General features: G+C 69.1%; 21 protein-coding genes. 8 read left to right on the forward strand and 13 right to left on the reverse strand.

What is annotated here, in order from left to right:
- Window positions 1-29 precede the first annotated feature (29 nt).
- Window positions 30-1,220, forward strand: a complete 1,191-nt coding sequence (locus DCI01S_RS04770) for an N-acetylmuramoyl-L-alanine amidase (RefSeq protein WP_061228196.1) — start codon at window positions 30-32, stop codon at window positions 1,218-1,220.
- A gap of 78 nt (window positions 1,221-1,298) precedes the next feature.
- Here DCI01S_RS04770 and DCI01S_RS04775 read toward each other — a convergent pair whose 3' ends face one another.
- The 9 genes from DCI01S_RS04775 to rpmH all read right to left on the reverse strand — a co-directional run bounded on the left by DCI01S_RS04775 (window position 1,299) and on the right by rpmH (window position 7,747).
- On the reverse strand, window positions 1,299-1,961 hold the full coding sequence (locus DCI01S_RS04775; RefSeq protein ID WP_061228197.1) for a hypothetical protein: 663 nt from the start codon (window positions 1,959-1,961) through the stop codon (window positions 1,299-1,301).
- Window positions 1,958-3,130 (reverse strand): ParB/RepB/Spo0J family partition protein, encoded by a 1,173-nt coding sequence (locus DCI01S_RS04780; RefSeq protein ID WP_061228198.1) that lies wholly within the window; start codon window positions 3,128-3,130, stop codon window positions 1,958-1,960. The genes DCI01S_RS04775 and DCI01S_RS04780 overlap by 4 nt, the downstream gene beginning before the upstream one ends.
- Window positions 3,127-4,131, reverse strand: a complete 1,005-nt coding sequence (locus DCI01S_RS04785) for a ParA family protein (protein WP_061228199.1) — start codon at window positions 4,129-4,131, stop codon at window positions 3,127-3,129. The genes DCI01S_RS04780 and DCI01S_RS04785 overlap by 4 nt, the downstream gene beginning before the upstream one ends.
- Window positions 4,132-4,241: 110 nt before the next feature.
- Complete coding sequence (gene rsmG, locus DCI01S_RS04790; protein ID WP_061228200.1) at window positions 4,242-4,961, reverse strand: 16S rRNA (guanine(527)-N(7))-methyltransferase RsmG; 720 nt, start codon at window positions 4,959-4,961, stop codon at window positions 4,242-4,244.
- A gap of 134 nt (window positions 4,962-5,095) precedes the next feature.
- A complete protein-coding gene (locus DCI01S_RS04795) occupies window positions 5,096-5,584 on the reverse strand; it encodes a Jag family protein (protein ID WP_043567373.1) in 489 nt (162 codons plus the stop codon).
- 128 nt (window positions 5,585-5,712) lie between these two features.
- Window positions 5,713-6,915, reverse strand: a complete 1,203-nt coding sequence (gene yidC / locus DCI01S_RS04800; protein ID WP_061228201.1) for a membrane protein insertase YidC — start codon at window positions 6,913-6,915, stop codon at window positions 5,713-5,715.
- 17 nt (window positions 6,916-6,932) lie between these two features.
- Window positions 6,933-7,202, reverse strand: a complete 270-nt coding sequence (gene yidD / locus DCI01S_RS04805; protein WP_061228202.1) for a membrane protein insertion efficiency factor YidD — start codon at window positions 7,200-7,202, stop codon at window positions 6,933-6,935.
- Window positions 7,203-7,222: 20 nt separating this feature from the next.
- Window positions 7,223-7,585: a ribonuclease P protein component gene (rnpA, locus tag DCI01S_RS04810; RefSeq protein ID WP_082767647.1), complete on the reverse strand. Its 363-nt coding sequence runs from the start codon at window positions 7,583-7,585 to the stop codon at window positions 7,223-7,225.
- 18 nt (window positions 7,586-7,603) lie between these two features.
- Window positions 7,604-7,747, reverse strand: coding sequence for a 50S ribosomal protein L34 (rpmH, locus tag DCI01S_RS04815; protein WP_007629603.1), 144 nt, complete (start codon window positions 7,745-7,747; stop codon window positions 7,604-7,606).
- Between the two features lie 537 nt (window positions 7,748-8,284).
- Between rpmH and dnaA the strand changes: the two genes are divergently transcribed.
- The 6 genes from dnaA (at window position 8,285) to DCI01S_RS04845 (ending at window position 16,573) form a co-directional block, all read left to right on the forward strand.
- Complete coding sequence (gene dnaA / locus DCI01S_RS04820) at window positions 8,285-9,790, forward strand: chromosomal replication initiator protein DnaA (RefSeq protein ID WP_007629602.1); 1,506 nt, start codon at window positions 8,285-8,287, stop codon at window positions 9,788-9,790.
- Window positions 9,791-10,387: 597 nt separating this feature from the next.
- A complete protein-coding gene (dnaN, locus tag DCI01S_RS04825; RefSeq protein WP_061228204.1) occupies window positions 10,388-11,563 on the forward strand; it encodes a DNA polymerase III subunit beta in 1,176 nt (391 codons plus the stop codon).
- 25 nt (window positions 11,564-11,588) lie between these two features.
- Complete coding sequence (gene recF / locus DCI01S_RS04830) at window positions 11,589-12,821, forward strand: DNA replication/repair protein RecF (RefSeq protein WP_061228205.1); 1,233 nt, start codon at window positions 11,589-11,591, stop codon at window positions 12,819-12,821.
- Window positions 12,818-13,372, forward strand: coding sequence for a DciA family protein (locus tag DCI01S_RS04835; protein WP_061228206.1), 555 nt, complete (start codon window positions 12,818-12,820; stop codon window positions 13,370-13,372). Before recF ends, DCI01S_RS04835 begins: the two co-directional genes overlap by 4 nt.
- A gap of 86 nt (window positions 13,373-13,458) precedes the next feature.
- Window positions 13,459-15,576, forward strand: coding sequence for a DNA topoisomerase (ATP-hydrolyzing) subunit B (gene gyrB, locus DCI01S_RS04840; RefSeq protein ID WP_007629595.1), 2,118 nt, complete (start codon window positions 13,459-13,461; stop codon window positions 15,574-15,576).
- 55 nt (window positions 15,577-15,631) lie between these two features.
- The gene (locus tag DCI01S_RS04845; RefSeq protein WP_061228207.1) at window positions 15,632-16,573 is read left to right on the forward strand and encodes an endo alpha-1,4 polygalactosaminidase; all 942 of its coding nucleotides are present in this window, start codon (window positions 15,632-15,634) and stop codon (window positions 16,571-16,573) included.
- Here the strand turns inward: DCI01S_RS04845 and DCI01S_RS17530 are convergent.
- The 4 genes from DCI01S_RS17530 to DCI01S_RS17540 are packed head-to-tail and all read right to left on the reverse strand — an operon-like array spanning window position 16,557 to window position 22,390.
- Entirely contained in the window at window positions 16,557-17,261 is a 705-nt protein-coding gene (locus DCI01S_RS17530) for a spherulation-specific family 4 protein (protein ID WP_167349541.1), read from the reverse strand. The two genes, DCI01S_RS04845 and DCI01S_RS17530, sit on opposite strands and share 17 nt — an antisense overlap.
- The gene (locus tag DCI01S_RS17535; protein WP_061228209.1) at window positions 17,258-18,646 is read right to left on the reverse strand and encodes a hypothetical protein; all 1,389 of its coding nucleotides are present in this window, start codon (window positions 18,644-18,646) and stop codon (window positions 17,258-17,260) included. The genes DCI01S_RS17530 and DCI01S_RS17535 overlap by 4 nt, the downstream gene beginning before the upstream one ends.
- Entirely contained in the window at window positions 18,643-20,160 is a 1,518-nt protein-coding gene (locus DCI01S_RS04860; RefSeq protein WP_061228210.1) for a DUF3492 domain-containing protein, read from the reverse strand. Before DCI01S_RS04860 ends, DCI01S_RS17535 begins: the two co-directional genes overlap by 4 nt.
- Before the next feature lie 4 nt (window positions 20,161-20,164).
- Complete coding sequence (locus DCI01S_RS17540; protein ID WP_061228211.1) at window positions 20,165-22,390, reverse strand: hypothetical protein; 2,226 nt, start codon at window positions 22,388-22,390, stop codon at window positions 20,165-20,167.
- A 759-nt stretch (window positions 22,391-23,149) separates the two neighbouring features.
- Between DCI01S_RS17540 and gyrA the strand changes: the two genes are divergently transcribed.
- On the forward strand, window positions 23,150-25,678 hold the full coding sequence (gyrA, locus tag DCI01S_RS04870; RefSeq protein WP_061228212.1) for a DNA gyrase subunit A: 2,529 nt from the start codon (window positions 23,150-23,152) through the stop codon (window positions 25,676-25,678).

Consider the following 25,678-nt stretch of genomic DNA (forward strand, 5'->3'; position numbering starts at 1 on the left):
TACGTAACTCGAGAGAGCGGGAGGAACCCATGGCGTGGAGGCGTGGTGACCGCGGGCCCGAGGTGGCCGCGATCCGGGCCACCCTCGCTGGGATGGGCCTGCTTCACAACATCGATTCGGTCGGGGTCACCGAGCCGGAGACCGGCTCGGTCCTCGCCCGGACCGACGCGGTGTTCGACGCCGATCTCGAGACGGCCGTTCTGGCCTTCCAGCAGGCCCGTGGGCTGATCTCCGACGGGATCGTGGGTCCGGCGACCCAGGCCGCCCTCGACGACGCCAGCCACGTCCTGGGGACGCGGGATCTGAGCTACATCGTCTCCAAGCCCATGGCCGGGGACGACGTCGCCCAGCTCCAGCGCCGGCTCGGGGAGCTCGGTTTCTACGCCGGTCTCGTCGACGGGACCTTCGGCGCCCTCACCCACGCTGCGGTCACCGACTTCCAGCGGGACTGCGCCCTCGAGGCGGACGGCGTCGTGGGTGCCGAGACCCTCGACACCATCAACCGCTTCTCCACCCTCTTCAAGGGCGGCGACATGGCGTCCCTCGTGGAGACGGAGCGCGCCCGCACCTCCGGTCCGATGCTCGCCGGCAAGCGGATCGTGCTCGATCCCGGCCCCAGCGGGTCCGAGAACCCGATCCGCATCGAGACCCCGAACGGAACGATCACGGATGCCGAGCTCCTGTGGGACATCACCCGCCGACTCTCCGAGCGGATGAACCAGGCCGGCGTGGAGGTCTTCCTCTCGCGGCCCGAGGCGATGATCCCCACCGATCCCGAGCGCGCGGAGATCGCCAACGCGTTCAACGCCGACCTCGTGATCTCCCTGCGGCTCGACCGGCATCCCAATCCCGTGGGCAACGGGGTCGCGACCTTCTACTTCGGTAACTCGCTGGGCGCGGAGTCCATGCTCGGTGAGGCTCTGTCGGGATTCATCCAGCGGGAGATCGTCAGCCGCACCGAGCTGCGGGACTGCCGCACCCACGGCCGCAGCTGGCCACTGCTGCGGATGACCCGTATGCCGTCCGTGCAGATCTACCTCGGGTACGCACACAACGCCGGCGACCTCGCCATCCTGGGGGACCGCGACGCGCAGGACACGATCATCGATTCGATCCTCGTGGGCGTCAAGCGCCTCTATCTACTCGACGAGGACGACCATCCCACCGGGTCTATGTCCGTCGACGACCTCATCGACTACGAGCAGCGCCAGCGCAGCTGAGCCCCGCGGCTCGCCCGGCACACGCATTCACGCGCTACCAGGCTCGCCCGGCACGTACTACCCGGCCCCGGCCGGACCTCACGCCCGGGCCGACGCCCCCGACAACACGCCGACTCGGCGGGTGGCGAAGCCGTGCTCCGCGAACAGCTGATCGAGGGCGCGCTCGACGTCCGCCTTCCACAGGTGCTCGCTCTGGATATCGAGCCGGAGCCTTGGATGGGTCTCGTGCGGCGCGATGATGGTGAACCCGTGCTCGATGAGGAAGCTCGTCGCCGGCACGCACGAGTCCGCGCCGCACGTGTCACGTGACGCTATCTCGCCCGTGTCCTCGGACGTCACCCCGAAGGCCTCGATGGCCTTGATGCCGCGACTCCGCAGGTCCACCACGACCGCGTCGAGGAGCGAGGTGAGGACTCCGGCGGGGGCGCCATCCTCGACGCTCATCCCCGCCAGGAGGATCGCGTCGGCGCCGACCGGTGAGGTCGGGAAGCAGGACGCTCGGGGGATCATCCCCGGGGGCGCGTAGAACGCCGCCGCCGCGGGCTTGTCGGCGGCCCGGGCGATCTGTCCGCACACGCCCCACTCGAGCGAGACGTGGGAAATCCACGCCTCCTTCTCGAACTCCGGATCCCCGGGGGAGCCACTCGTCGACTCGCCGTCCGTCTGCCAATAGACGCAACGCCGGGCCCGCGGGCCGAGATGGTCCACGGCGGACAGGTCCAACGAACGAATCGAGATCATCGTGTCGTACCGGTCGACCCGCCCTCGAGTAGAGAGAGGACACGCGCCAGGTCGTCCGCGTCCCCGACATCGATCGTGATGCGGCCCTTGCGGCGACCCATCGTCACCGACACCGAGGTCTCGAAGCGGTCGGACAGTCGACCGGCCACCGCCTCGAGCTCGGGGTCCTTCCGACGACCGCGGGGAGCGGGCTTCGGCTTCTCCTCGACATCTCCGGCATCACGGTTGGCCAGAGTGACGATCTCCTCCGTGGCGCGGACGGATAAGCCCTCCGCGACGATCCTCGCGGCGAGCTCGTCCTGCGCGGCCGCGCCCGCCTCCAGCCCGAGGAGCGCGCGGGCGTGCCCTGCGGACAGGACGCCTGCCGCAACCCTGCGCTGGACCGCCGTGGGGAGCTGGAGGAGACGGATACTGTTCGTGATGGCCGGCCTGGACCGCCCGATCCGGTTGGCGAGCTCGGACTGCGTCACGTTGAACTCGTCGAGCAGCTGCTGGTACGCGGCTGCCTCCTCCACGGGATTGAGCTGCACTCGGTGGATGTTCTCGAGCAGGGCGTCGCGGAGGAGGTCGTCGTCCTCCGTCTGACGGACGATCGCGGGGATCGTCGCCAGCTCGGCCCGCTGGCTCGCGCGCCAGCGGCGCTCGCCCATGATGAGCTGATACCGGCCGCCGGACATCTCACGGACGACAATCGGCTGCAGTAGGCCGAACTCCTTCACGGAGTGCGCGAGTTCGGCGAGCGCCTCTTCGTCGAAGTAGGTCCGCGGCTGCTTGGGGTTCGGGTCGATGTCGCTCGGCGAGATCTCCCGGTAGACCGCGCCCGGATCGACCAGGTCAGCGGTTTCACGTGAAACCTCGTTCGTACGCTCGCCGCGATCGCCGGTCGGCGTTTCACGTGAAACAGCGCCCCGCTCACGACCCCCTCCTGCGGACGCCGAGGATTCGGCGCGGCCCGCACGGGACACTCCGGCATCGCCGGCGGACTCCGCCGGCGCCGCGGTATCCGCAGCCGCGCGACGGGGGCGCGGGGGAGAGGTACGGGGACCGCCGGCGCGGGGGCCCAGGATCACGTCGGCCGCGTCGCTACCGAGCCGCGGGCCGTCCTCGGGTCCGGTCGGGATCAGGGCCGCCAGCCCACGTCCGAGACCACCCTTGCGTTGCTGACTCATCGACTCTCCTCCGGACGCGATTCGTCCGCGCTCATGCCGGGGGCGGGGGTGCCCACCAACTCGTCAGTCGTCGTATCGCCACCCGGGCTACTCGCCCCCCGGTCGTCCGGCCCCCGGTCGCTTGCGCGCCGGCTGGTGACGCCCCGGCCGTTGATCTCGCGGGCGGCGTCGAGGTAGGCCAGGGCACCTCGGGATCCCGCGTCGTACTGGAGAATGGTCATCCCGAAACCCGGCGCCTCCGACACCTTGACGCTCCGAGGGATGACCGTCCGCAGCACCGTGTCGCCGAAGTGGTTCCGTACCTCGCCCGCGACCTGCTCGGCCAGCTTGGTCCGGCCGTCATACATGGTGAGCATGATGGTCGAGATCTCGAGCTCGGTGTTGAGGTGCTGCTGAATCAGCTCGACGTTGCGCAGCAGCTGCCCCACACCCTCCAGTGCGTAGTACTCGCACTGGATGGGGATGAGCATCTCGCTCGCGGCCACCATCGCGTTAACGGTGAGCAGGCCCAGGGAGGGCGGGCAGTCGAGGAAGACGTAGTCGATCCCGAGCAGCCGGAGATCGTCGGGGTGAAGGACCTCGGCCAGTCGCCGCTCCCGGTGGGGTAGGCCGACGAGCTCGATCTCCGAGCCCGCGAGATCGATGGTCGCGGGGATGCAGTACAGCTGCTCGGCGTGCGGGCTCTTCTGCATGAGGTCCTCGATCGAGGCCTCCCACATCAGCAGCTCGTAGCTCGACGGCGTCCCCTCGCGGTGGTCCACACCGAGAGCCGTGCTCGCATTCCCCTGGGGGTCCATGTCGATGACGAGGACACCGAGCCCACCGAGAGCCAGAGCTGCAGCGAGATTGACGGTGGACGTCGTCTTCCCGACGCCGCCCTTCTGGTTGGCGATCGTGATGATGCGCGGCGTCTCAGGCCGGGGGAGCGTGGGGGCATCCCCGTGGAGCACCTCGTTCGCCTGCCTCGCAGCCGCGAAAATCGGGGTCTCGTCGTCGGACATCCGTCACCTTTCGACTTCCATCATGGACACCGGCGGTGCAGCATCCGCTGCCCGTGGAGTCAGTGTTTCACGTGAAACCGACACGATCCCGGGCCGGATGCCCGGGCCGGTCACCGGACGCGTCGTCCTCCCCCGCGAGATCGCGAGCCACGGTGTCCCATCCTAGTCGCCAGACTGCCGATCACCAGTCTCGTCGGCTCCGCATCGGGGGCGGCCACGGTCTCGACGCGAAGCCCCTCGAAACCGAGCGTGGCGAGCGTCCCGCGATCCCGCTCGACCTCGTCTGCCGCGGACTCACCCTTCAGCGCGACCATTCGCCCGCCGACCCGGAGTAGGGGAGCGGACCACCCGGCCAGCTTGGCCAGCGGCGCGACCGCGCGGGACGTCACGACGTCGGCATTCCCCGCCGTCGCGATGACGGCCTTCTCCTCCGCCCGGCCACGCACCACTCGCACGTCGATACCGAGCTCGTCGATGATCTCCTCGAGGAACGTCACGCGCCGCAGCAGTGGTTCCACGAGCGTCACGCGGAGATCCGGTCGGGCGAGAGCGATCGGGATCCCGGGCAGGCCGGCGCCGCTGCCGATGTCCACGACCGCCTCCCCGTCCTCGAGCGCAGACGCCGCCGCAGCCGAGTTGAGGACGTGCCGATCCCACAGACGGGGACGCTCCCGCGGCCCCATCAGACCGCGCTCCAGTCCCGCGGTTCCGAGGAACTCGACGTACCGGATCGCCAGTGGGAGACGCTCGCCGAACACGTCCGCGGCGCCTGCGGGCACGCCGCCCAGGCCGCTGTCACGTGTCGTTTCGTTAGTGGTGTCGTCGGTCATGGCGTTGCGCTACCTCCATCGGGCCCAGGCCCGGTTTCACGTGAAACATCGAACTACATCGTTGTCATTCTTCCCCGGACACGCGACAGGGGTGCGAGCCGCTCGACTCGCACCCCTGTCGGGTCCTCATCGCCTCACTCCGGCAGGACGACCACCCGGCGGTTCGGCTCGACGCCGGTCGAGTCCGACGTGACCCCGTCGATCTCCGCGATCGCGTCGTGGATGATCTTCCGCTCGAACGGGGTCATCGGCTCCAGTTCCTCCGACTCTCCGGACTCGAGCACCCGCTGGGCGGCGACACGACCGGCATCGGTCAACGCCTCCCGCTTCGCCTCGCGCCATCCGGCGATGTCGAGCATCAGCCGACTCCGGTCACCCAACTCCTGCTGGACGGCCAGACGGGTCAGCTCCTGGATCGCATCGAGCACCGCGCCGTCCGGACCCACGAGGGTGTCGAGATCGTCGCCACCGACGATGCTCACGACCGCGCGGTCGCCCTCGACATCCAGGTCGATGTCCCCGTCGAAGTCCAGGATGTCGAGGAACTGCTCGAGATAGTCACCGGCAACCTCGCCCTCCTCGACCAATCGTTCCTCGGACACCTCGATGCTCCTTCTGGACATGGACCCGCCTCCGTCGTGACCGCCGATCGCCGCACCCACATGAGCCGACGAGTATCTACCCCAAGTATGGGACAAGGTCCCCGACGCCGGAGCATCGGGGACCTCGTCCAGTGGCGTGCCCTACCGGGTCACCGCTTCTTTTTCTTCTTCTTGTTCTTGGGCCGCGATCCGGAGGCCTTCTGAGCCGGCCTACTCCGCTGACCGCCCGGCGCCTGTGGGCGCTGCCCCGGGCGGGGCCCGCTCGGCGAGGGAGAGGCGGGAGCGGCCTTCGGCGGGACCACCTCGTCGTCGTCCCCCTTCACCTCATCCGCGCCCACGGTGGGCGCGGTGGCCACGGCGGTACCCGAGGCGGCGGCCGACCCGCTCCCACGGCCCTTCTTGGGATTGACCGGCTTCACCCCGACACGCGGGGCGAGGGCCTTCTGCTCCTCACGGCGCGCCAGCGCGGCGGCGTCGTCCTCCTTGGCCATCCTCTCGTACAGGAAGTACTGCTGGCCCAGCGTCCACAGGTTGTTGGTGACCATGTAGACGAGGATCGCCATCGGCCAGAACGCGCCGGTCACCAGGATGCCGATGGGGAACGCCCACAGCATCAGCTGGTTCATGATCTTCGCCTGCGGGTTCGCGGCCGCCTCCGGCGACTGGCGCGACAGCGACACACGGGCGTTGAAGTGGGTCGTGACCGCCGAGATGATCATCAGCGGGACGGCGACCAGGATGATGTTCCAGCGGGCGAAGTCCAGCGCGGCACCCGGCTCGACGAAGGCCTGGAACTGCTCGACCGGCTGCGAGATGAACGACGACAGCGGGGCGCCGAACAGGCGGGCGTCGAGGAAACTCTGGACCTCATCCGCGTTGAACACGTAGTTGCCCGTGTTGCGCGTCTCCTCGGCCGTCATCCCCAGCGCGCCGAACTGCTCACCCATCCGGTTGAACGAGCGCAGCACGTGGAACAGACCCAGGAACACCGGGATCTGGATGAGCATGGGCAGGCAGCCCAGCAGAGGGTTGAAGCCCTCCTGCTTCTGCAGCTTGCGCGTCTCGACGGCGAGCTTCTCGCGGTCGTTCTTGTACCGCTTCTGCAGCTCCTTCATCTTGGGCTGCAGCTCCTGCATCTTGCGAGAGAAGCGGATCTGCTTGGCCGCCGGCCAGAACAGCAACGCGCGCAGCGTGACGACGAGGAAGATCACCGACAGCGCCCAGATGACGCCGTTGGAGTCCGGCGCCTCGACCCAGGGGAGAAGCCCCCCGAGGAAGGCGAAGATCTTGTGCCAGAACCAGAGGATCCCGGAGATCGGGTAATAGACCAGCGGGTTGGTGATGAACGACATGGGTGTGTGAGTCCTAGCTACGTTCGTGAATTGTGGTCGTGCGCGTCATGCCCGTCCGGGGGATCGGGCGCGCGTGGCTCCGGGACCGGGTCCCACCCGCCCGGCGTCCACGGGCCGCAGCGCAGCAGGCGCCACACAGACAGCCAGGTGCCGTACCAGGCGCCGTGGACACGCACGGCCTCGACGGCGTACGCGCTGCACGTCGGCTCGAAGCGGCAACTCGGCGGGGTGAGCGGCGAGATGCCCTTCTGATAGAAGTCCAGCATCCACAGCAGGACCCGTGCCACGGGCCCCGGCCGGCCCCGGGTCACGATGACCCCCGAGCCCGCGACGCCGCCGCGGCCAACCCGGTTCTCATATCCCGCACCAGATCGGCGTGAGGCGCCGTCGCCGCCGCCGGGTTCGCGCGCACGACGACCATGAGGTCCGGGTCGACGTCCGCCAGCACCTCGGCGGCGATATGACGAAGCCGCCGGCTGACCCGGTGGCGTGTCACCGAGTCCCCGACGGCTTTGCTCACGACGAGCCCGAAACGCGGACCGCCCACGCGGACATCCGAGGAGTCCACGTGGGCGTGTACGACCATGGTGCGGCGGCCCTTCCTGGCACCCTTGCGCACCACCGTCGCGAAATCAGCGGAACGGTGGAGCCGGTGCGACCTGGGAAGCACGCGCCACCCCGGCCGGGATCAGGCCGTCAGCGAGGCGCGGCCCTTGCGACGACGGGCGCCGACGATGCCACGGCCGGCGCGCGTGCGCATCCGGAGACGGAAACCGTGCACCTTGGCACGACGACGGTTGTTCGGCTGGAAAGTCCGCTTGCCCTTGGCCATGGTTGGCTCCTCACGTGAAGTCGGCGCCGTGACCAGCGCCTGTTCGAGTACGAGACGTCGTCGAATCACCGGGGTCGGCGGCACCACGACGCGCCGTACGCCCGCGGGCGCACGACAGACTGTTCAAGATTACGCGCACCACGCGCCGGCCACCAAACCGTGTAATCCCATTCGTCCCACGGTCACCACTTCGCAGGCCATCTCGACACGCCCACGGCCGCGATGCTTGACTTCCGGCCTCCAGTCGATCTTGAGGGTTGCCCCTGGCTGGGACGTGTTGTTACGGTCATTCACCAACAAGCCCCCCCGGGCTGTACATAACCTCAGATCCGAACCAGTACCACCGATCCCTCGCCGCTGATCCTCCACCTGCGCACGGCCCATGGGTGAAGTCTGTCTTCCCACAGCTGTGGACAACCATGTGGATACCTCAGTGGACCTGGGTCGGAGCCTGTGGATAGAGTGTGGTGTCCGGCCTGGCCGGCCCCCCGGCCCACCGGGATCGCCCGACACGCTGACGAGAGGAGACCACCCACCGTGTCTCCTGAGCTCGAACACGTGTGGAGTGCCGTCCTCGACAGGCTCACCGATCCCGAGTTGGCCAGTGACGACAACCCGGCCCTGTCCCGCCAGCAGCAGGCGTGGCTCCGGCTCGTACAGCCGATCGCCGTGGTCAACGGCTTCGCGATGCTCGCCGCGCCATCGGCCTTCGCCCGCGACAACATCGAATCCGTCCTGCGCGGACCCATCACCCGCGCCCTGAGCGCGCAGCTCGGCGAGCCCGTCGACCTCGCCGTCAAGGTCGACACCTCCCTGGCCGGCGGGCAACCGCCCACCGACGACCAGGACGACCAGGTCATCGACGCCGACGAGATCCATCGCCCGGCCGCCGAGGAGGAGCACCCGCCGGCCACCACACGGCCCCGGCGGATGACCGAGGAACAGATCGCCGCCGAGCGACTCCTCCACGGCAGCGACCGCGACGAGGCGCTGTCCGCTGCGACGGCCCCCGGCCTCAACGAGCGCTACACCTTCAGCGCGTTCGTCCAGGGCAACTCCAACAGGTTCGCCAGGGCCGCCGCACTCGCCGTGGCCGAGGCGCCCGCCCGTGCGTACAACCCCCTGTTCATCTGGGGAGAATCCGGTCTCGGCAAGACCCACCTGCTCCACGCCATCGGGCACTACTCGTTGCGCATGTACTCCGAACAGAAGGTCAAGTACGTCTCGACCGAGGAGTTCACCAACGACTTCATCAACTCCGTCCGCGACGGCCGCCAGAACATGTTCAAAAAGCGGTACCGCGAGGCGGACATCCTGCTGGTGGATGACATCCAGTTCCTGATCGGCAAGGAGCAGGTCCAGGAGGAGTTCTTCCACACCTTCAACACGATCCACAACGCGCAGAAGCAGATCGTGATCTCCTCCGACCGGCCGCCCAAGCAGCTGCAGCCCCTCGAGGACCGACTACGCACGCGGTTCGAGTGGGGGCTGATCACCGACATCCAGCCGCCCGAGCTCGAGACACGCATCGCGATCCTGGACAAGAAGGCGAAGTCCGAGAACTACGTCGTCCCCCGGGACGTCCTCGAGCTCATCGCCACCCGCGTCCAGCGCAACATCCGCGAACTCGAGGGCGCGCTCATCCGTGTGGTGGCGTTCGCGTCGCTCAACGGGCACGAGATCGACGTGCCGCTCGCCGAGATCGTTCTGCGCGACGTGGTCTCCGACGACGATTCGCTACAGATCTCCGCGGCGACCATCATGGCGGTGACCGCGGAGTTCTTCTCCACGAGCATCGACGAACTGTGCGGAACGTCCAAGACGCGGTCGCTCTCCCGGGCACGGCAGATCGCCATGTACCTGTGCCGCGAACTCACGGACCTCTCCCTCCCCAAGATCGGCGTCACCTTCGGCGGCAAGGACCACACCACGGTCATGTACGCCCAGCGCAAGATCCTCAAGGAGATCAAGGACGACCGGCGTACCTACGACCAGATCCAGGAGCTCACCGCCCGGATCAAGGAGCGCTCCCGCTCGCTCTGAGGGCCACTCGTACCGTCCCCCTTCCCGCCATACGGGCTGATTCGTCGTGCGCGCGGGTCGCCGCGTCGCCGCGACCCCTGTCATCCGGCCGGAGCCGTCGTGTCACGGCGCCTGCGACCGTCGTGTCACGGCGCCTGCGACCGCGTCGCGACACACCTGAGACCCCCCGCGACCCCCTTCGTCACATCGTTCACAGCTGTGGACAAAGCTGTGGGATCTTGTGGACCGACGGTGGACAGAGGGTGGACGGAATCTTGTGATTCCACCGGGGCGCTCGACCAAATCACAAGAATCGACAGACGCGTTCACACGACGAAATCGGCGGAGACCTGTGATTACAGGTCTCGGCTCACAATTTCACAGGACCTACTACTACCTCTTATCTCTCTTGAGAGTTCTTGTAAGAAGTAGGGATGTGGAACGGCGAGCCTGCTTGACCGGTTACGCCGACTCCGTGTGCCCACTGTCGGTGCGAGCGGTTACCCTCATGGAGACGTTCCGCCGACCGCGGCGGGCACGTACGGCACGACCCCCCGAAACAGACCACTCGTCCAGATACCGGCAGCCGGTATCCGCCCCGCCTGAAAGAGGTCATCGATGGAGATCACGGATCCGACGTTCCGCGTCACCCGCGAGGACTTCGCGGAATCCGTGGCCTGGGTCGCCCGCACGCTACCCTCGCGGCCGTCGGTGCCGATCCTCGGCGGCGTCCTGCTCGAGGCGGACTCGGGTCTGACGATCTCGGGGTTCGACTACGAGACGTCAGCGCAGGTCTCGGTACCCGCGGAGGTATCCGAGCCGGGCAGCACGCTGGTGTCCGGGCGGCTGTTGGCCGACATCGCCCGCGCCCTGCCCGACCGCCCGGTCGAGGTGGTGGTCACCGCGCAGAAGATGTACATCACCTGCGGCTCCGCGAAGTTCACCCTCCCGACCATGCCGGTCGAGGACTACCCGCAGCTTCCGGCCATGCCGGAGGTCACCGGCTCCGCCGAGGTCGACGCGTTCTCGGAGGCCGTGGGCCAGGTCGTCGTCGCGGCCGGCAAGGACGACACCCTCCCGATGCTCACCGGCATCCGTATGGAGATCGAGGGCACCCGGGTCACGCTCATCGCGACCGACCGGTTCCGCCTGGCCATCCGGGAGTTCGACTGGGAGCCGGCTCGCGAGGACGTCACCGTCGAGGTGCTCATCCCGGCCAAGGCGCTGTCCGAGGTCACCCGCTCGGCCGGACACGGTGGTCGAGTCGACCTCAGCCTCGGGGCGGGTTCCAACGTCGGGGCCGAGGGCATCCTCGGTGTGCTGGTCTCCGGTCAGCGCACCACCACCCGCCTGCTCGACGCAGAGTTCCCCAAGGTCCGGCAGCTGCTGCCGCCCCAGCACACGTCCGTCGCGATCGTCGAGGTCGACGCCCTCGTGCAGGCGATCAAGCGTGTCGCGCTCGTCGCCGACCGCGGCGTCCAGGTCCGCATGGCGTTCAGCGAGGGCGAGCTCGCGCTCTCGGCCGGCGGGGACGACGCCGCGCAGGCCAACGAGTCGCTCCCGGTGGACTTCGTCGGCGAGCCGCTGACCATCGCCTTCAACCCCGGCTACCTGCTCGACGGCCTGGGCAGCATCCACTCGGCCCGCGTCGCGTTCGGGTTCACGCAGCCCAGCCGCCCCGCCGTCCTGCGACCCGCACCCGAGGCCCTCCCCGAGCCGGGCGCCGACGGCGCCATCGCGCCCGTCGAGTCGGACCACACCTACCTGCTCATGCCCGTGCGCCTGCCGGGCTGAGCCCGCGACCCGGGACCGTTCCGGTATGCACCTGCGTCACCTCAGGCTCCTGGACTTCCGCTCCTGGCCGCTGCTCGAACTGGATCTCGAGCCGGGGGTCACCACGCTGATCGGCCGCAACGGCCACGGGAAGACCAACGTCCTCGAGGCGATCGGCGTGCTGGCCAGCCTCCGATCCCACCGCGTCGCGGGCGACGCGCCGATGATCCGGACCGGTGCCGGGACCGCGCTCGTCGGCGCACTCGCCCACAACGCCGGGCGGGAACTCACCGTCGAACTCGCGCTCAACTCCGGCAAGGCCAACCGCGCGAGACTCAACACCTCACCGTGCCGCCGACTCTCCGACATCCTCGGGGTCGTCCAGTCCGTCCTCTTCGCACCCGAGGACCTCGCCCTCGTGCGCGGCGAACCAGCCGAGCGGCGTCGAGTGCTCGACGAGCTCATGGTCCAACGCCGACCCTCGCTCGGTGGCGACCTGACCGAGTACTCGTCCGTGCTGCGTCAGCGCACCGCGCTGCTCAAGTCCGCGTCCGGTGCGATGCGGCGCGGCCGGTCGGAGGAATCCGCCGCCGTGCTGGACACCCTCGACGTGTGGGACGGCCGGCTGGCCGAACTCGGGGCCCGCTTGGTGGCCGGGCGGATCGACCTCCTCCGGCAGCTGCGACCCCTCGTCGTCGACGCCTATCGCGGGCTGGCACCCGAGTCCCGCCCGGCCGATCTCGCCTACCGGTTCCGCGTCGCCGACACCCCCGACGAGTCCGAGCTGACCGATCCCGAACTCGTCGAGGCGGTGCTCCTCGCGGAGCTCGGTCGACGGCGACGCGACGAGATCGACCGCGGCATGTCGCTCGTCGGGCCGCACCGGGACGACCTCCTCCTGTCCCTCGGAGAGGAGCCGGCGAAGGGGTTCGCCAGCCACGGCGAGACGTGGTCGTTCGCGCTCGCGTTGCGCCTCGGCTCCCTCGAACTGTTCCGCGCCGACGGTGCCGAGCCGGTGCTCCTCCTCGACGATGTGTTCGCCGAACTCGACCGCCACCGCCGCGCCGCGCTCGCCGATGTCGCGGCCGGGGTCGAGCAGGTCCTCATCACCGCGGCGGTCGGGGAGGACGTCCCGGCCGGGCTGCGGGGCGTGCGTCATGACGTCGTGATGACGGGCGAGGGGCGGGACCGTCACTCCGCGATGACACTGTCACGACCCCGGGACGACGAGGGCGACGACGACGAGAACACCGATACGGAAAGTGGGGACCCGACATGACGGGCGGGACCGGACGGGACGGCATAACACCGTCTGACCAGCCACAACGTGGTTATGACATCGCCAAGAAGGCGCTCGAGGAGGCCAGGGCGAAGGCCCGTGCGGAAGGCAAACAGGTCGGTCGCGGACGGACCGGCCCGGTCGGCGCGGGACGTCGGTTGCGCAAGCGCGGCTGGACGGGTGCCGGCGCCGATCCGTGGGACCCCCAGCCGCTCGGGCGGCTCGTCGGCCAGGTCGCCAAGAAGCGCGGATGGGACGACAAGGTCGCCACCGGCCGGCTGTTCGCCGAGTGGGGACGGATCGTCGGCGAGGACGTCTCGAGCCACGCGACGCCGGAGCGTCTGGAGGAGGGGATCCTCCACGTGCGGGCCTCGAGTACCGCGTGGGCCACGCAGCTGCGGTTGATGTCCGCGGACATCCTCCGCAAGATCGCCGCCGCCATGGGACCGGGTCACGTCCGTCGGCTCAAGGTGGAGGGGCCGGAGAAACCGAGTTGGCGGAAGGGCCCCCTCCACGTGTCGGGTCGGGGCCCGCGGGACACCTACGGGTGAGGGCCGGGCGTGCCCGCGGCCCGCGCGGCGGTTCCCGCAGGTAGACTGGGCCGGTCCCAGACCCCCGAGACGCGAGGAGTTCGCACGTGGCGGACGCCAGGAGCACGGCCGACAACGGCGGAGCCAAGGAATACGGCGCTTCATCGATCACTGTCCTCGAAGGGCTCGAGGCCGTCCGGATGCGGCCGGGTATGTACATCGGCTCCACCGGGCCGAGGGGTCTGCACCACCTGATCTGGGAGGTCGTCGACAACTCCGTCGACGAGGCCATGGCGGGGCACGCGACCGGCGTCAAGGTCACCCTTCTCGAGGATGGTGGCGTCGAGGTCATCGACGACGGCCGCGGCATCCCGGTGGAGATGCACGAGTCGGGCATGCCCACCGTCCAGGTCGTCATGACCCAGCTCCACGCGGGCGGCAAGTTCGACTCGGATTCCTACGCGGTCTCCGGTGGTCTCCACGGCGTCGGCATCTCGGTGGTCAACGCGCTGTCGACCCGCGTCGAGGTCCAGATCAAGCGCGACGGTCGCCTGTGGAAGCAGGACTTCGACATGGCCGTGCCGGCGGAGCTGGTCGACGCCGGGCCCGCCGAGGGCACCGGGACCAAGGTCCGCTTCTGGGCGGATCCGTCGATCTTCGAGACCACCGAGTACGACTTCGACATCGTCGCCCGTCGCCTTCAGGAGATGGCGTTCCTCAACAAGGGACTGACCATCACGCTGACCGACCGTCGGCCGCGAGCCGAGAAGGCGGCGGAGCTCGACGCCATCGCGGACAGCGAGGGCGTCGGCCCGGACTCCGCACCGGGCTCGGACGAGGGCTCGGATCTGGCCAGCGCCGTGGACGCCGAGCAGGTCTTCGTCGAGGGCGCCGGTGACGGAGCCGAGGCGGCCGAGCCCGAGAAGATCCGCGAGCGCAAGCGGACCTTCCACTACCCGGACGGCCTCAAGGACTACGTCAAGGCGATCAACAAGTCCAAGACCGCGATCCACCCGACGATCCTGTACTTCGAGGGCAAGGGCACCGGCCACGAGGTCGAGGTCGCCATGCAGTGGAACTCCGGGTACTCGGAGTCCGTCCACACCTTCGCCAACACGATCAACACCCACGAGGGCGGCACCCACGAGGAGGGCTTCCGTGCAGCGTTGACCTCGCTGGTCAACAAGTACGCCCGGGACAAGAAGCTCATCAAGGAGAAGGACCCCAACCTCACGGGTGACGACATCCGCGAGGGTCTCGCGGCCGTCATCTCCGCCAAGATCGCGGACCCGCAGTTCGAGGGGCAGACCAAGACCAAGCTCGGCAACACCGAGGTCAAGGGCTTCGTCCAGCGGCAGGTGGCCGAGCACGTCGGTCACTGGTTCGAGGCCAACCCCGCCGAGGCCAAGGTGATCGTCAACAAGGCCATCGCCTCCAGTCAGGCACGCGTCGCCGCCCGCAAGGCCCGCGAGATGGTGCGCCGGAAGTCGGCGACCGACATCGGCGGCCTCCCCGGCAAGCTCGCGGACTGCCGGTCCAAGGACCCGTCGAAGTCCGAGCTCTACATCGTGGAGGGTGACTCGGCCGGTGGTTCGGCCAAGTCCGGTCGCGACTCGATGTTCCAGGCGATCCTGCCGCTGCGCGGGAAGATCATCAACGTCGAGAAGTCGCGGATCGACAAGGTCCTCAAGAACGCCGAGGTCCAGGCCATCATCACGGCGCTGGGCACCGGCATCCACGAGGAATTCGACATCGACAAGCTGCGGTACCACAAGATCGTGCTGATGGCCGACGCCGACGTCGACGGCCAGCACATCGCGACGCTGCTGCTGACGCTCATCTTCCGCTTCATGAAGCCGCTCGTGGAGAACGGGTACGTCTACCTGGCGCAGCCGCCGCTGTACAAGCTCAAGTGGAGCAAGGGCGAGCCGGACTTCGCGTACTCGGACCGCGAGCGCGACGAACTCCTCAAGATCGGCCTGGAGAACAAGCGCAAGATCAACGTCGACGACGGCATCCAGCGCTACAAGGGCCTCGGCGAGATGAACCCGAAGGAGCTATGGGAGACCACGATGGACCCGTCGGTCCGCACGCTCCGGCAGGTCACCCTCGAGGACGCCGCGGCGGCCGACGAGTTGTTCTCGATCCTCATGGGTGAGGACGTGGACGCGCGCCGTAACTTCATCACCCGCAACGCTCGTGACGTGAGGTTCCTGGACGTCTGACCTGACGTCGGGGCAAAGGTCGGTCATCCCGCCGCGATGGTGGCATGATTGCCGCGTGAGACAGAGCACAGTCACCGGCGTCGGTCGGGCCGTCGTCGCCCTGTCGTGCGCTACCGCGCTCGTCGTGTCCGGGTGCGGCAGCGAGGTCCTCGGCCAGGGATCGGTCGCGACCGGTCCGGCCCCCGGCACGAGCCCCGACGCGCAGCCGGGCGCTGACGCGCAGCCGGGCGCCGGTGGCCTGTCGGTGCCCGATGTCGAGCCGCCGCCGGCGGGCGCGGTGGTCGACTATCAGATCGGTGGCGCGTACCCGCCCGCCGCTGACGTCGGGGTGGTCATCCGCGATCGCTCGGAGCCGCCGGTCGACGGCGTCTACTCGGTCTGCCACCTCAACGCGTTCCAGGCACAACCCCACGAGGCCTCGGCCTGGAGCGGTCAGCACGCTGATCTCGTGTTGCGCGGCCCCGGCGGCGACGTGGTCGAGGACTCCGAGTGGGACGAGGCGCTGCTGGACATCTCGTCCGACGCCAAGCGGTCGCGACTGGCCGCCATCGTGGACGGCTGGTTGGCCGACTGCGCCGACCGTGGATTCCGCTCGGTCGAGCCGGACAATCTCGACTCCTGGACGCGGTCGGGGGGACGCCTGACCCGGGCGGACGCGGTCGCGTACGCGGACCTGCTGGTTGACCGTGCGCACACCCGGGGCCTCGCGGTCGCGCAGAAGAACGCGGCGGAGCTGACGGATGAGGAGATCCGGCGGGTGGGTTTCGACTACGCCGTCGCCGAGGACTGCCAGCTGTATTCGTGGGGGCGTGGTTCGGAGTGTGATCGCTATCTGGCGGCCTACGGCGACCGGGTGATCGAGATCGAGTACACCGACGGCGGCTCCCGGGCGTTCGAGACCGCGTGCCGTCTCCGCGGTGATCGCATCTCGGTGCTCCTGCGTGACCGGGACGTGGTGCCCCGGGGCGAGCGCGGGTACGTCAACCGCAGCTGCTGACTGGTGCGGCGTCGGGGTTGAGGTATTTGACGGATCCCCACGGGTGGGGCAGCGCGTCGGAGGCGAGGCCCACGTAGCCGGCGCCGAGTTCGGCGGACCGGTCGATGGCCTCCCGGGCACGCTCGGGTGGGCAGTCGTAGACGAGGTGCCACACCCGCGACGGGTCGACGCCCCCCGGTAATTCGCCGGGGTCGGTCAGGTGGGTCTCGAGGTCGGTCTCACGGACGCAGGTGATGTCGAGCAGCCGGAGTATCCACGGGTGGGGGACGGTGCCCGGGTTCCCCGCGATGACCCGGGCGCCGTCCCGCCGCAGCGCGTGGACGAGCCCGGTCAGGGGCACGATGACCCGGGCGTCGAGGTGCCCGTCGGCCCCGATGCCGGACGCCACCTGGTCCAGGAATACCGAGGTCACGCCGTACTCTTCCCGCCAGCGGCGGACATCGGTGCGGACGTCCTGGAGGCTGCGCCGCCCGTAGTCGGTGTCGACGTACCCCAGGAGTGTCGGGCCCCCGTCGACGGGTGTGCTGCGTAGGGCCTCGGCGAAGATCGGGTCGGTGGCGCGTCCGGGACCGGAGTCGACGTTGACGACGACGAGGTCGGCGGCACCCGGATGCAGGACCTGCTCCCAGAGTTCGCGATCGTATACGGGGTGGAGGTACAGCGGCACCGCCGCGCGTGGCGTGCTCACCAGCTGTGGGGGTGTAGAGCCGCTGAGACGGCGTGGTAGACCGCGAGCAGGCAGGCCCCGCACAGCATGGCGACCCCGACGGGTACCGGTAGTCCGAAGCGGAGCGTCGCGAATCCCATGCAGGCGAGGGCTGAGATCCAGATGGCTTCGGCGACGCGGCCGGCCCGGAGGACGATCGCGGAACCGAAGGCGAACACGGCGAACACCGGGGCGACGACGCAGAGGACGACGATGTCCGGGACGAGTCCGGATGCCGGGTCTTCCGCGATGCCGAGAATCTGGTCGACGATCCACGTCGCGGACAGCGTCGCCAGTGCGATGGCCCCCAGGTAGATGAGGGTGCGGACGAGGACGCCGCGGAGGACGAACCGCCAACGGCCGGAGCGGTAGGACAGGGACTTGAGCCGGATGCCGAGGTCCTCGATCGCCGGATCGCACAGCGCGGCCGCGAGGATGACCGCGATGGACAGCGGGATCCGGTCGTCCGAATCGGCGAGGTTGAGCGCCAGGAGCAGCGCGGTCGACATGAGAGCGGCCTGACAGGTGCCGTCGAATGCGGCGCGGACGTCGTCCCGGGAGGGCCACGCCGGTGGGAGCGAGGTGGTCATCCGGTACGTCCGGGCGGCGAGTAGGGCGCCGCCCAGGGACAGCACCCCGAGGGCGATGATCGGTACGAGCGCCGCGCCGGCGAAGGTGGCGGCGACGGCGACCGCCGCGCAGCCCGCGGCGAGTACGGTGAGCAGCCCTAGACCCCCGAGTACGGAGACGAGGGTCAACGACGCGGCGTACAGGGTCCACGCGCCGCAGAGTGCGGCTGTGGGCACAGCTGGGGCGTCGCCGAGGTACCAGGTCGCCGCGGTGACGACGCCGACGAGAGGGACCGCGACGAGCAGTGCGATGCCGACCGAGATGCGCGCAGCGCCGGGGAGATCCCCCAGGCCGGCCCTTCGCCACGTGACGAATCCGAGGAGCTGCCCCAGTATCCAGCCGGAGAGGCCGGTGGCGACGATCGCGATCGACAGATCGGCGCCCACGCCGATCGCGGCGGGTGCGCAGAGCGCCATGACGACCGCGCCGCCCAGGAGCAGCAGTGCGCGGACCCAGCCCTCGCGGCGGACGCGAGGACGAACGATGGCGGTCTCCGCGGCCCCCGGAGCGAGCGCAGGGAGGGTGCGGGCGTATTCGTAGACGTCGTGAGCGCCGTGCCGCCGGGCGAGCGCGTCGCCGAAACCGGACGCCTCGAGGTGGGCGGCCACGTCGAACCGGTCGACCGCGCGCCCGACGAGGCCATGGTGGGCCTCGGCGGGAACGGCGGCCACGACCAGTGGCCGCGCGTGCCGGGGCGATCTGCCGGGTGGGTCGGGGATGATGAAGGTCTCGCTCATGACGCCACACTCGGGATGAACTCGAGAGCGCCACCGGTGAAGTGGTCGCTGTGGGTGCCGGCGGCGATCTCGTACCAGCCCCGGAAGTTGTCGATGCAGCTTCTCAGGGCGAACGATTCCAGAGCGTGTTCCCGGCCTCGTCGACCGGTCTGCTCGCGGAGCCGGTCGTCGGTGAGGAACCGGAGGCACTCCTCTGCGAAGGCCACGGGGTCCCGCGGCGGGACCAAACCGCCCAATCGACCGTCCCGGCCGACTGCCTCGGAGACACCTCCGACGTCGGTGTTGACGGTGACGCGCCCGCACATCATCGCCTCGATCGTGGTGAAGGGCAGGCCCTCGGACACCGACGACAGGGCGACGATCGAGCCCGCCTCCACCGCGGGGCGGGGTCCGGCGGTCGGACCCTCCCACGTGACGCCGTCCGTGACCCCGAGTTCGTCGATGGTCTTCTCGATCGATTCCTTGTACCGCGCGTTCCCCGCCGGGCAGGGCCCGAAGATCCGCAGGCGCGTGGCGGGGAGTTCCCGCCTCACCAGTGCGTAGGCGCGGACCAGTGTCTCGAGGTCCTTGAGCGGGTCGATGCGGCCCACGAAGCTGATCGTGGGCACCCGGGGCTCGGGGCCCACCGGCGTCATCGTCGACACGTCCACACCGTTGCGGACGGTGTGGATCCGGGCCGGATCGGCGCCGAGGCGGACGGCCCACCGGGCATTGAAATCGCTGACGGGGAGCAGGAGGTCGGCCTCGCTGTAGACGAGAACGCAGAAGGCCCGGAGCGCTGTGCACACGGCGTAGCGGGCCGACCAGCCGAGCTGGGTGCCCGCCAGTGCGAGGTAACGTTCCCGCAGGTAGACACCGTGCTCGGTGAGGATCAGTGGTACGCCGTCCCGCCACTTACGGGCGAGTCCGACCAACGCGGCGCTCCCGTTGGAGGAGGCGTGGACCACATCGACGTCGCCGAATCGGACGTCGGTGGCGCAGAGGGTGCGATCGACGAGAGTGGCGGCTTCGACCGCATCCCCCACGCTGAGCCGGGCGGACCGGTCCAGCGCGGGGGAGTGGCCCCACCACGCGTCGAGCAGGGCCTCGGCGGAACTCTCCGACCCCAGGAGTCGGAAGAGGTCACCGCCGCCGGCCGCGAGGAGCTCGCGGAGCGCCGCGCCCAGGAGGGCCGGGTCGTGGCGCACAGTGCCGTCGGCGACCGTGATGGTCTCGGCGGGCGGCAGAATCGCCGCCCAGAGGTCGCGGAGGGCGGCCCGCACGCGGGCCCGCCTCCGCCGGGTGAGGAGCCGGCTCTCGGGGAGGCCGGCCCGGACAGGCGCCCACACCGGGTACAGGGTCGTGGACCTGACCTGGCTCGGAACGGTCCACGTGATCGGCGTGCGGCTGCCGCCCGTCAAGGTGACGACCTCCCACGTGTGGTCCGGCATCCCGCTCACCAGCTGGTCGCACCAGGTGCTGACGCCGCCGGTGTTGACCGGGTAGGTGCCTTCGTTGATCAGGGCGATACGCATGTCGTCAGCCCCTCGCCGACGGGCCCTCGCCCACGGCGCCGACGCGGGTGGCGTCATTGATCGGCGGGACGACCACGGAGTTCTGACCGGGCGACGGGGCCGCGGCGGCCCCGGCGGCTCGCGGGAGAGCGCGGGCGGCGACCGCCGGCTCTTCCCTGTCTTCATCCGGCGTGAGGAACCCGACGTCGTCTCCGAGCTCGAAGGTGACCTCGCCGCCTGCTGGGACCGTCACCCAGCGTGACTCGGACCCGGCGTAGGCCTCGCCGTCGAAGGCGGAGCCGCTGCGGGTGGTGATCGGCACCTCGACGGAGGCGGCACCGTCGTTCTCGATGACGAGCGTCGAGCCGCGGACGGTCGCCGTGACGGAGTCCGCCGCGTCCGCCCAGGCGGCGCGCCGTTGCATCTCGCGCCCCAGCTCGGCGTGCGAGGGGTTGCGCAGCGGCGCGGACCGGTCGTTGAACAGCGCGCGGTAGTCGCGGACCATCGCGTCCAACACCGGGTAGAGGATGCGGTCTCCGGTGATGTTGGACTGGTGGACGTAGTGCGGCCGCGGGTCCATGCTCAGCGCGTGGCTGAGCGCGTGCCGGGCCTCCTGCGGGACGATGTACTCGTCGAAGCCGCTCTCCAGGGGCAACGGAGCGTCGAGGCAGGTCGAGGCGGCGTTGCTCTCGCAGGTCCCGGAACCACCCTGGTCGGACCGGGTGTAGATCCAGTTGTACTCGTCGACCGCGTTCTCCTTGGTCGAGGTGTTGTAGTAGATGTTCATCGGGTGGCGAGGAACCGTGAGCGCGTTCCCGAGCGGCCGCTGGTTCGGCTCGACCGACGCGTCGCCGGCGATCCAGGTGACGCCGGTGTCGTCCAGCGCCGGCGCGAGAGCAGGGTTGTCGCGCCTGGCGGGACCCGAGGCGGTGCCCGAGTGCTGACCCGTGACCAGTTCGGTGGCGTCGAGTGGGACGCCGTTAACCCGCGCCCAGTCGATGTTCTGCTGGATCTGCGCGGTGATCTCCGCCTGGTCGAGGCTGTCCAGATTGGTGTGGTCCCACGTGTGGTTGATCCACCGCAGCTGGTTCTTCGCCGCGAGCAAGGCGTCGGTGAGCCCGTCGTCGCCCGCGCCGAAGGCGTTGAACGTCATGTCGAGTTGGATGCCGTTCGAGTCCTCCCAACTCGTGGCCACGCCGACATCGGCGGCGACCATGCGGGACTCGGTGAGGGCCCCGTCCTCGGGCTCGTCTTCGCAGTTCACCCCGAACGTGCAGTTGCCGACGGGGTTCCACTCGTCGTCGGCGAGGAAGACGTCGTCGACCTGGACGTTGAACACGTTGCGGTAGAGCGACGTCGACACGCCGCGGGTCAGCCACGTGATGATCCCGTGGGAGAGCGCCTTGAAGTGGTGCTGATACTGGTTCATCGCGACGGTCATCACGAGGCGCTCGCGGGTGCCCTGCGTGTGGACGCCCATCATCACGCCGGCCCCGCCGGACGGGCCCGTCAGCAGGGGTACGAACTGCGCGCCCGTAGCCGGCGTCGCGGCGTAGCCCCACGACTCGGCCACCGTCGAGCTCAGATTCTCGAAGGGCACGGGGCCGTCGAGGTAGGACCACTCGCCGGAGAGTGCTCCCGCGGTCAGCGTGGCGGTGGTGGCGTCGAAGTTGGTGCCGCCGGTGGTCGGCACGAGGCCCACTTCCGCAACCGGCGTGACGTTCGCGGACACCTCGCGGATTCCGTAGTCGGCGGTGAACTGATCGATCACCGCGTTCTCCTCCGGGGTCAGCCCGGTGCGATCGGCGGCCACGGAGACGATGCCCATGTAGCGCGCGGTCTTGGTCGCGTCGTCGGCCAGCATCGCCCGGGTGATGGCCTGGCGGCCGGTAGCCTTGACGTTGATCCGGTCCACTTCGACCCCCTCGGCGGCCAGCCGGGTGGCGAACGCCTCGCCGCTGAAATCCCCGTCGTCGAGGACCAGGACACGGAGCTCGACCGTCGCCTGGGCGGCGGAGGGCGGTGGCGTCGTGGTCGGGGTGGTGCTGGAGGTCGGCGTCGTGCTCGACGCGGGTGGGGTGGACCCACCTGATCCCGATGATCCGAGAGACCCGGTCTGGGCGGTGGCGATACCCACCAGCGGAGCGGTGATGGCGCCGGTGACGGCGAGAGCGGTGACCGCGCGGAGACCCGATCGCTGCAGAGGCGAGAGCCCCCAGCTCGAGCCACCGCGCGCAGCGGTGTTGAACATATTCATCCCTGTTGTAGTGCCGCCACTCCCGATCCCCCTCGGGAGTGGCGGCGTCCCCCCGGGGATCAGGACTCTCGCCCCGATCCCCTCGCACGGTGCTCCGTGCGACAGAGAAAGTGTGCGCCCGGTGACAGGGCCGCACAACAGTCTCGGCCCGACATTTTCCCAAGAAAATCTCTTTACTATAAGACAGTCCTTATCTCAACGTTCGATCACAAACGGGCAGCGGGGTGCCTGGGTATGCGGACGCGTCACAAACAGCGAAATGTGGCCAAGGTGCTGTGATCACGGCGTACACACTAAAATTGCCCTTACTTTGCGTTCCCGGGACGTACTCAGCTCGCTGAAAAGACGGCGTCCGAACTGAGAACTGGACGATAAGTCAGCTTTGTCGTACGTTTGCCGCCCTCGGAGCGGCGCCCCTCCGACCGGAGGGTGATCGACTTCACCGGATCGGGGGGAGGGAGCCGTCCGCGATCGACCTCGAGACGAGTCGTCCGGATCCGGCGCGGCGCGTCACCAGGGGCGCGCGGAGGCGGCCCCGGGTGTACGCGAGGTGCCGCGGGACGGCTGACCGCTGCCGGGCCGGGCCGGTCCCGGTGACGAGGTGCGCTTCCGACCGGCGCCGTAGCGGGCGCCGTGGTGGGCTGTTGACCGGCACCCCCGCGCGCCCGACCCTGCGTTTCTGCTGGCCCTATAGACTGGTGGGGTCGAAGCGTGCCCGGTGGCGCTGCTTCGAGCGCGACAGAAGAGGAGCCCATGACGGACACGACGTTGCCGCCCGAGGCCGGGGGCCACGACCGGATCGAGCCGGTCGACATCCAGGCCGAGATGCAGAGAAGCTACATCGACTACTCGATGAGCGTCATCGTCGGGCGAGCACTCCCGGATGTTCGGGACGGGCTCAAGCCTGTGCACCGTCGCATCCTGTACGCGATGTGGGACAACGGCTACCGGCCCGAGCGTAGTTACGTGAAGTCGGCCAAGCCGGTCGCCGACACGATGGGTAACTACCACCCGCACGGTGACTCGGCGATCTACGACACCCTCGTGCGTCTCGCCCAGCCGTGGGCCATGCGGTACCCGATGGTCGACGGGCAGGGGAACTTCGGCTCGCGGGGCAACGACGGCGCCGCGGCCATGCGCTACACCGAGTGCAAGATGACCCCACTGGCCATGGAGATGGTCCGGGACATCGACAAGAACACCGTCGACTTCCAGCCGAACTACGACGGTAAGACGTCCGAGCCCGTCGTCCTGCCCTCGCGGATCCCGAACCTGCTGGTCAACGGCTCGAGCGGCATCGCGGTCGGCATGGCCACCAAGATGCCGCCGCACAACTTGCGCGAGGTGGCCGAGGCGATCTACTGGTGCCTGGACAACCCCGACGCCGGCGAGGAGGAGACCCTCGCGGCGTGCATGGAACGGGTCAAGGGCCCGGACTTCCCGACGCACGGCTACATCGTCGGCGAGCAGGGGATCAACGACTACCAGTCCACCGGTCGTGGTTCGATCCGGATGCGGGGCAAGACCTCCATCGAGGAGGAGGGCAACCGGACGGTCATCGTCATCACGGAGCTGCCCTATGAGGTCAACCCGGACAACATGATCCTGTCGATCGCCGAGCAGCTGCGTGACGGCAAGATCGCCGGGATCTCCAAGATCGACGACGAGTCCTCGGACCGTGTCGGCCTGCGCATCGTCGTGACTCTCAAGCGCGACGCCGTGGCCAAGGTCGTCCTCAACAACCTCTACAAGCACTCGCAGCTGCAGACGTCGTTCGGCGCGAACATGCTGTCCATCGTGGACGGTGTCCCCCGGACACTGGCGCTGCACCACCTCGTGCGCCTGTACGTCACGCACCAGGTCGAGGTCATCGTCCGGCGCACCCAGTACCTGCTCGACGAGGCCGAGAAGCGCGCTCACATCCTGCGTGGGCTGGTCAAGGCACTCGACGCACTGGACGAGGTCATCGCCCTCATCCGCCGTTCGGAGACGGTCGAGGTCGCCCGCGAGGGCCTCAAGGACCTCCTCGAGATCGATGACGACCAGGCTCAGGCGATCCTCGACATGCAGCTGCGGCGCCTGGCGGCCCTGGAGCGGCAGAAGATCGTCGACCAGCTCGCCGCGATCGAGCTCGAGATCGCCGACTATAAGGACATCCTGGCCAGGCCCGAGCGTCAGCGCGCGATCGTCGGCGAGGAGTTGCGCGAGATCGTCGAGAAGTACGGCGACGACCGTCGGACCCGGATCATCCCCGCGGACGGGGACGTCACCGACGAGGACCTCATCGCCCGCGAGGACGTCGTCGTCACGATCACGGAGACCGGGTACGCCAAGCGCACCCGGACGGACCTGTACCGCGCCCAGAAGCGCGGCGGCAAGGGTGTTCGCGGAGCGGAGCTCAAGCAGGACGACATCGTTCGGCACTTCTTCGTCTCCTCGACCCACGACTGGCTGCTCTTCTTCACCACCAAGGGACGGGTGTACCGGATCAAGGCCTACGAGCTGCCGGAGGCCAACCGCACGGCCCGCGGCCAGCACGTGGCCAACCTCCTGGCGTTCCAGCCGGAGGAGCGGATCGCCGGGGTCATCCGGATCAAGGGCTACCAGGACGCCCCGTATCTCGTCCTGGCCACCAAGAACGGCCTGGTCAAGAAGTCCCGGCTCGAGGACTACGACTCCCCGCGTTCCGGCGGCCTCATCGCCGTCAACCTGCGCGACGGGGACGAACTGGTCGGCGCCGCGCTGGCCGGACCGGACGACGACCTGCTGCTGGTGTCGGAGAAGGGCCAGTCGATCCGCTTCCACGCCAACGACGACACGCTCCGCCCGATGGGGCGCGCGACGTCCGGCGTGATGGGTATGCGGTTCAACGACGGCGACGCGCTGCTGAGCATGTCCGTGGTCCGTGCGGACACGTCGGACCAGGAGAAGTACTTCCTACTGGTGGCCACCGAGCGCGGGTACTCCAAGCGCACCGCGCTGAGCGAGTACACGGCCCAGGGGCGCGGCGGCAAGGGCGTACTCACGCTCATGTTCGATCCCAAGCGCGGCAAGCTCGTCGGCGCGACGATCGTGGAGCTGCAGGACGAGCTGTACGCGATCACGTCCAGTGGCGGCGTCATCCGCACGTTCGCCAAGCAAGTCCGTAAGGCCGGCCGGCAGACCAAGGGCGTGCGCCTGATGAACCTCGCCGAGGGCGACTCGCTCCTGGCCATCGCCCGCAACGCGGACGAGCCCGACGACGAGGACAAGGCCGAGGCCGAGTCCATCACGGAGGAGTAG

It is taken from the genome of Dietzia cinnamea NBRC 102147 (assembly GCF_001571065.1).
In the GTDB taxonomy this organism is placed as follows: domain Bacteria; phylum Actinomycetota; class Actinomycetes; order Mycobacteriales; family Mycobacteriaceae; genus Dietzia; species Dietzia cinnamea.

Excerpts from the sequence above, each read along its gene's own strand:
- DCI01S_RS04770 (WP_061228196.1), top strand. The coding sequence starts at position 30 with ATGGCGTGGAGGCGTGGTGACCGCGGGCCCGAGGTGGCCGCGATCCGG.
- DCI01S_RS04775 (WP_061228197.1), bottom strand. The coding sequence starts at position 1,961 with ATGATCTCGATTCGTTCGTTGGACCTGTCCGCCGTGGACCATCTCGGC.
- DCI01S_RS04780 (WP_061228198.1), bottom strand. The coding sequence starts at position 3,130 with ATGAGTCAGCAACGCAAGGGTGGTCTCGGACGTGGGCTGGCGGCCCTG.
- DCI01S_RS04785 (WP_061228199.1), bottom strand. The coding sequence starts at position 4,131 with ATGTCCGACGACGAGACCCCGATTTTCGCGGCTGCGAGGCAGGCGAAC.
- rsmG (WP_061228200.1), bottom strand. The coding sequence starts at position 4,961 with ATGACCGACGACACCACTAACGAAACGACACGTGACAGCGGCCTGGGC.
- DCI01S_RS04795 (WP_043567373.1), bottom strand. The coding sequence starts at position 5,584 with ATGTCCAGAAGGAGCATCGAGGTGTCCGAGGAACGATTGGTCGAGGAG.
- yidC (WP_061228201.1), bottom strand. The coding sequence starts at position 6,915 with ATGTCGTTCATCACCAACCCGCTGGTCTATTACCCGATCTCCGGGATC.
- rpmH (WP_007629603.1), bottom strand. The coding sequence starts at position 7,747 with ATGGCCAAGGGCAAGCGGACTTTCCAGCCGAACAACCGTCGTCGTGCC.
- dnaN (WP_061228204.1), top strand. The coding sequence starts at position 10,388 with ATGGAGATCACGGATCCGACGTTCCGCGTCACCCGCGAGGACTTCGCG.
- recF (WP_061228205.1), top strand. The coding sequence starts at position 11,589 with ATGCACCTGCGTCACCTCAGGCTCCTGGACTTCCGCTCCTGGCCGCTG.
- DCI01S_RS04835 (WP_061228206.1), top strand. The coding sequence starts at position 12,818 with ATGACGGGCGGGACCGGACGGGACGGCATAACACCGTCTGACCAGCCA.
- DCI01S_RS17535 (WP_061228209.1), bottom strand. The coding sequence starts at position 18,646 with ATGAGCGAGACCTTCATCATCCCCGACCCACCCGGCAGATCGCCCCGG.
- DCI01S_RS04860 (WP_061228210.1), bottom strand. The coding sequence starts at position 20,160 with ATGCGTATCGCCCTGATCAACGAAGGCACCTACCCGGTCAACACCGGC.
- DCI01S_RS17540 (WP_061228211.1), bottom strand. The coding sequence starts at position 22,390 with ATGTTCAACACCGCTGCGCGCGGTGGCTCGAGCTGGGGGCTCTCGCCT.
- gyrA (WP_061228212.1), top strand. The coding sequence starts at position 23,150 with ATGACGGACACGACGTTGCCGCCCGAGGCCGGGGGCCACGACCGGATC.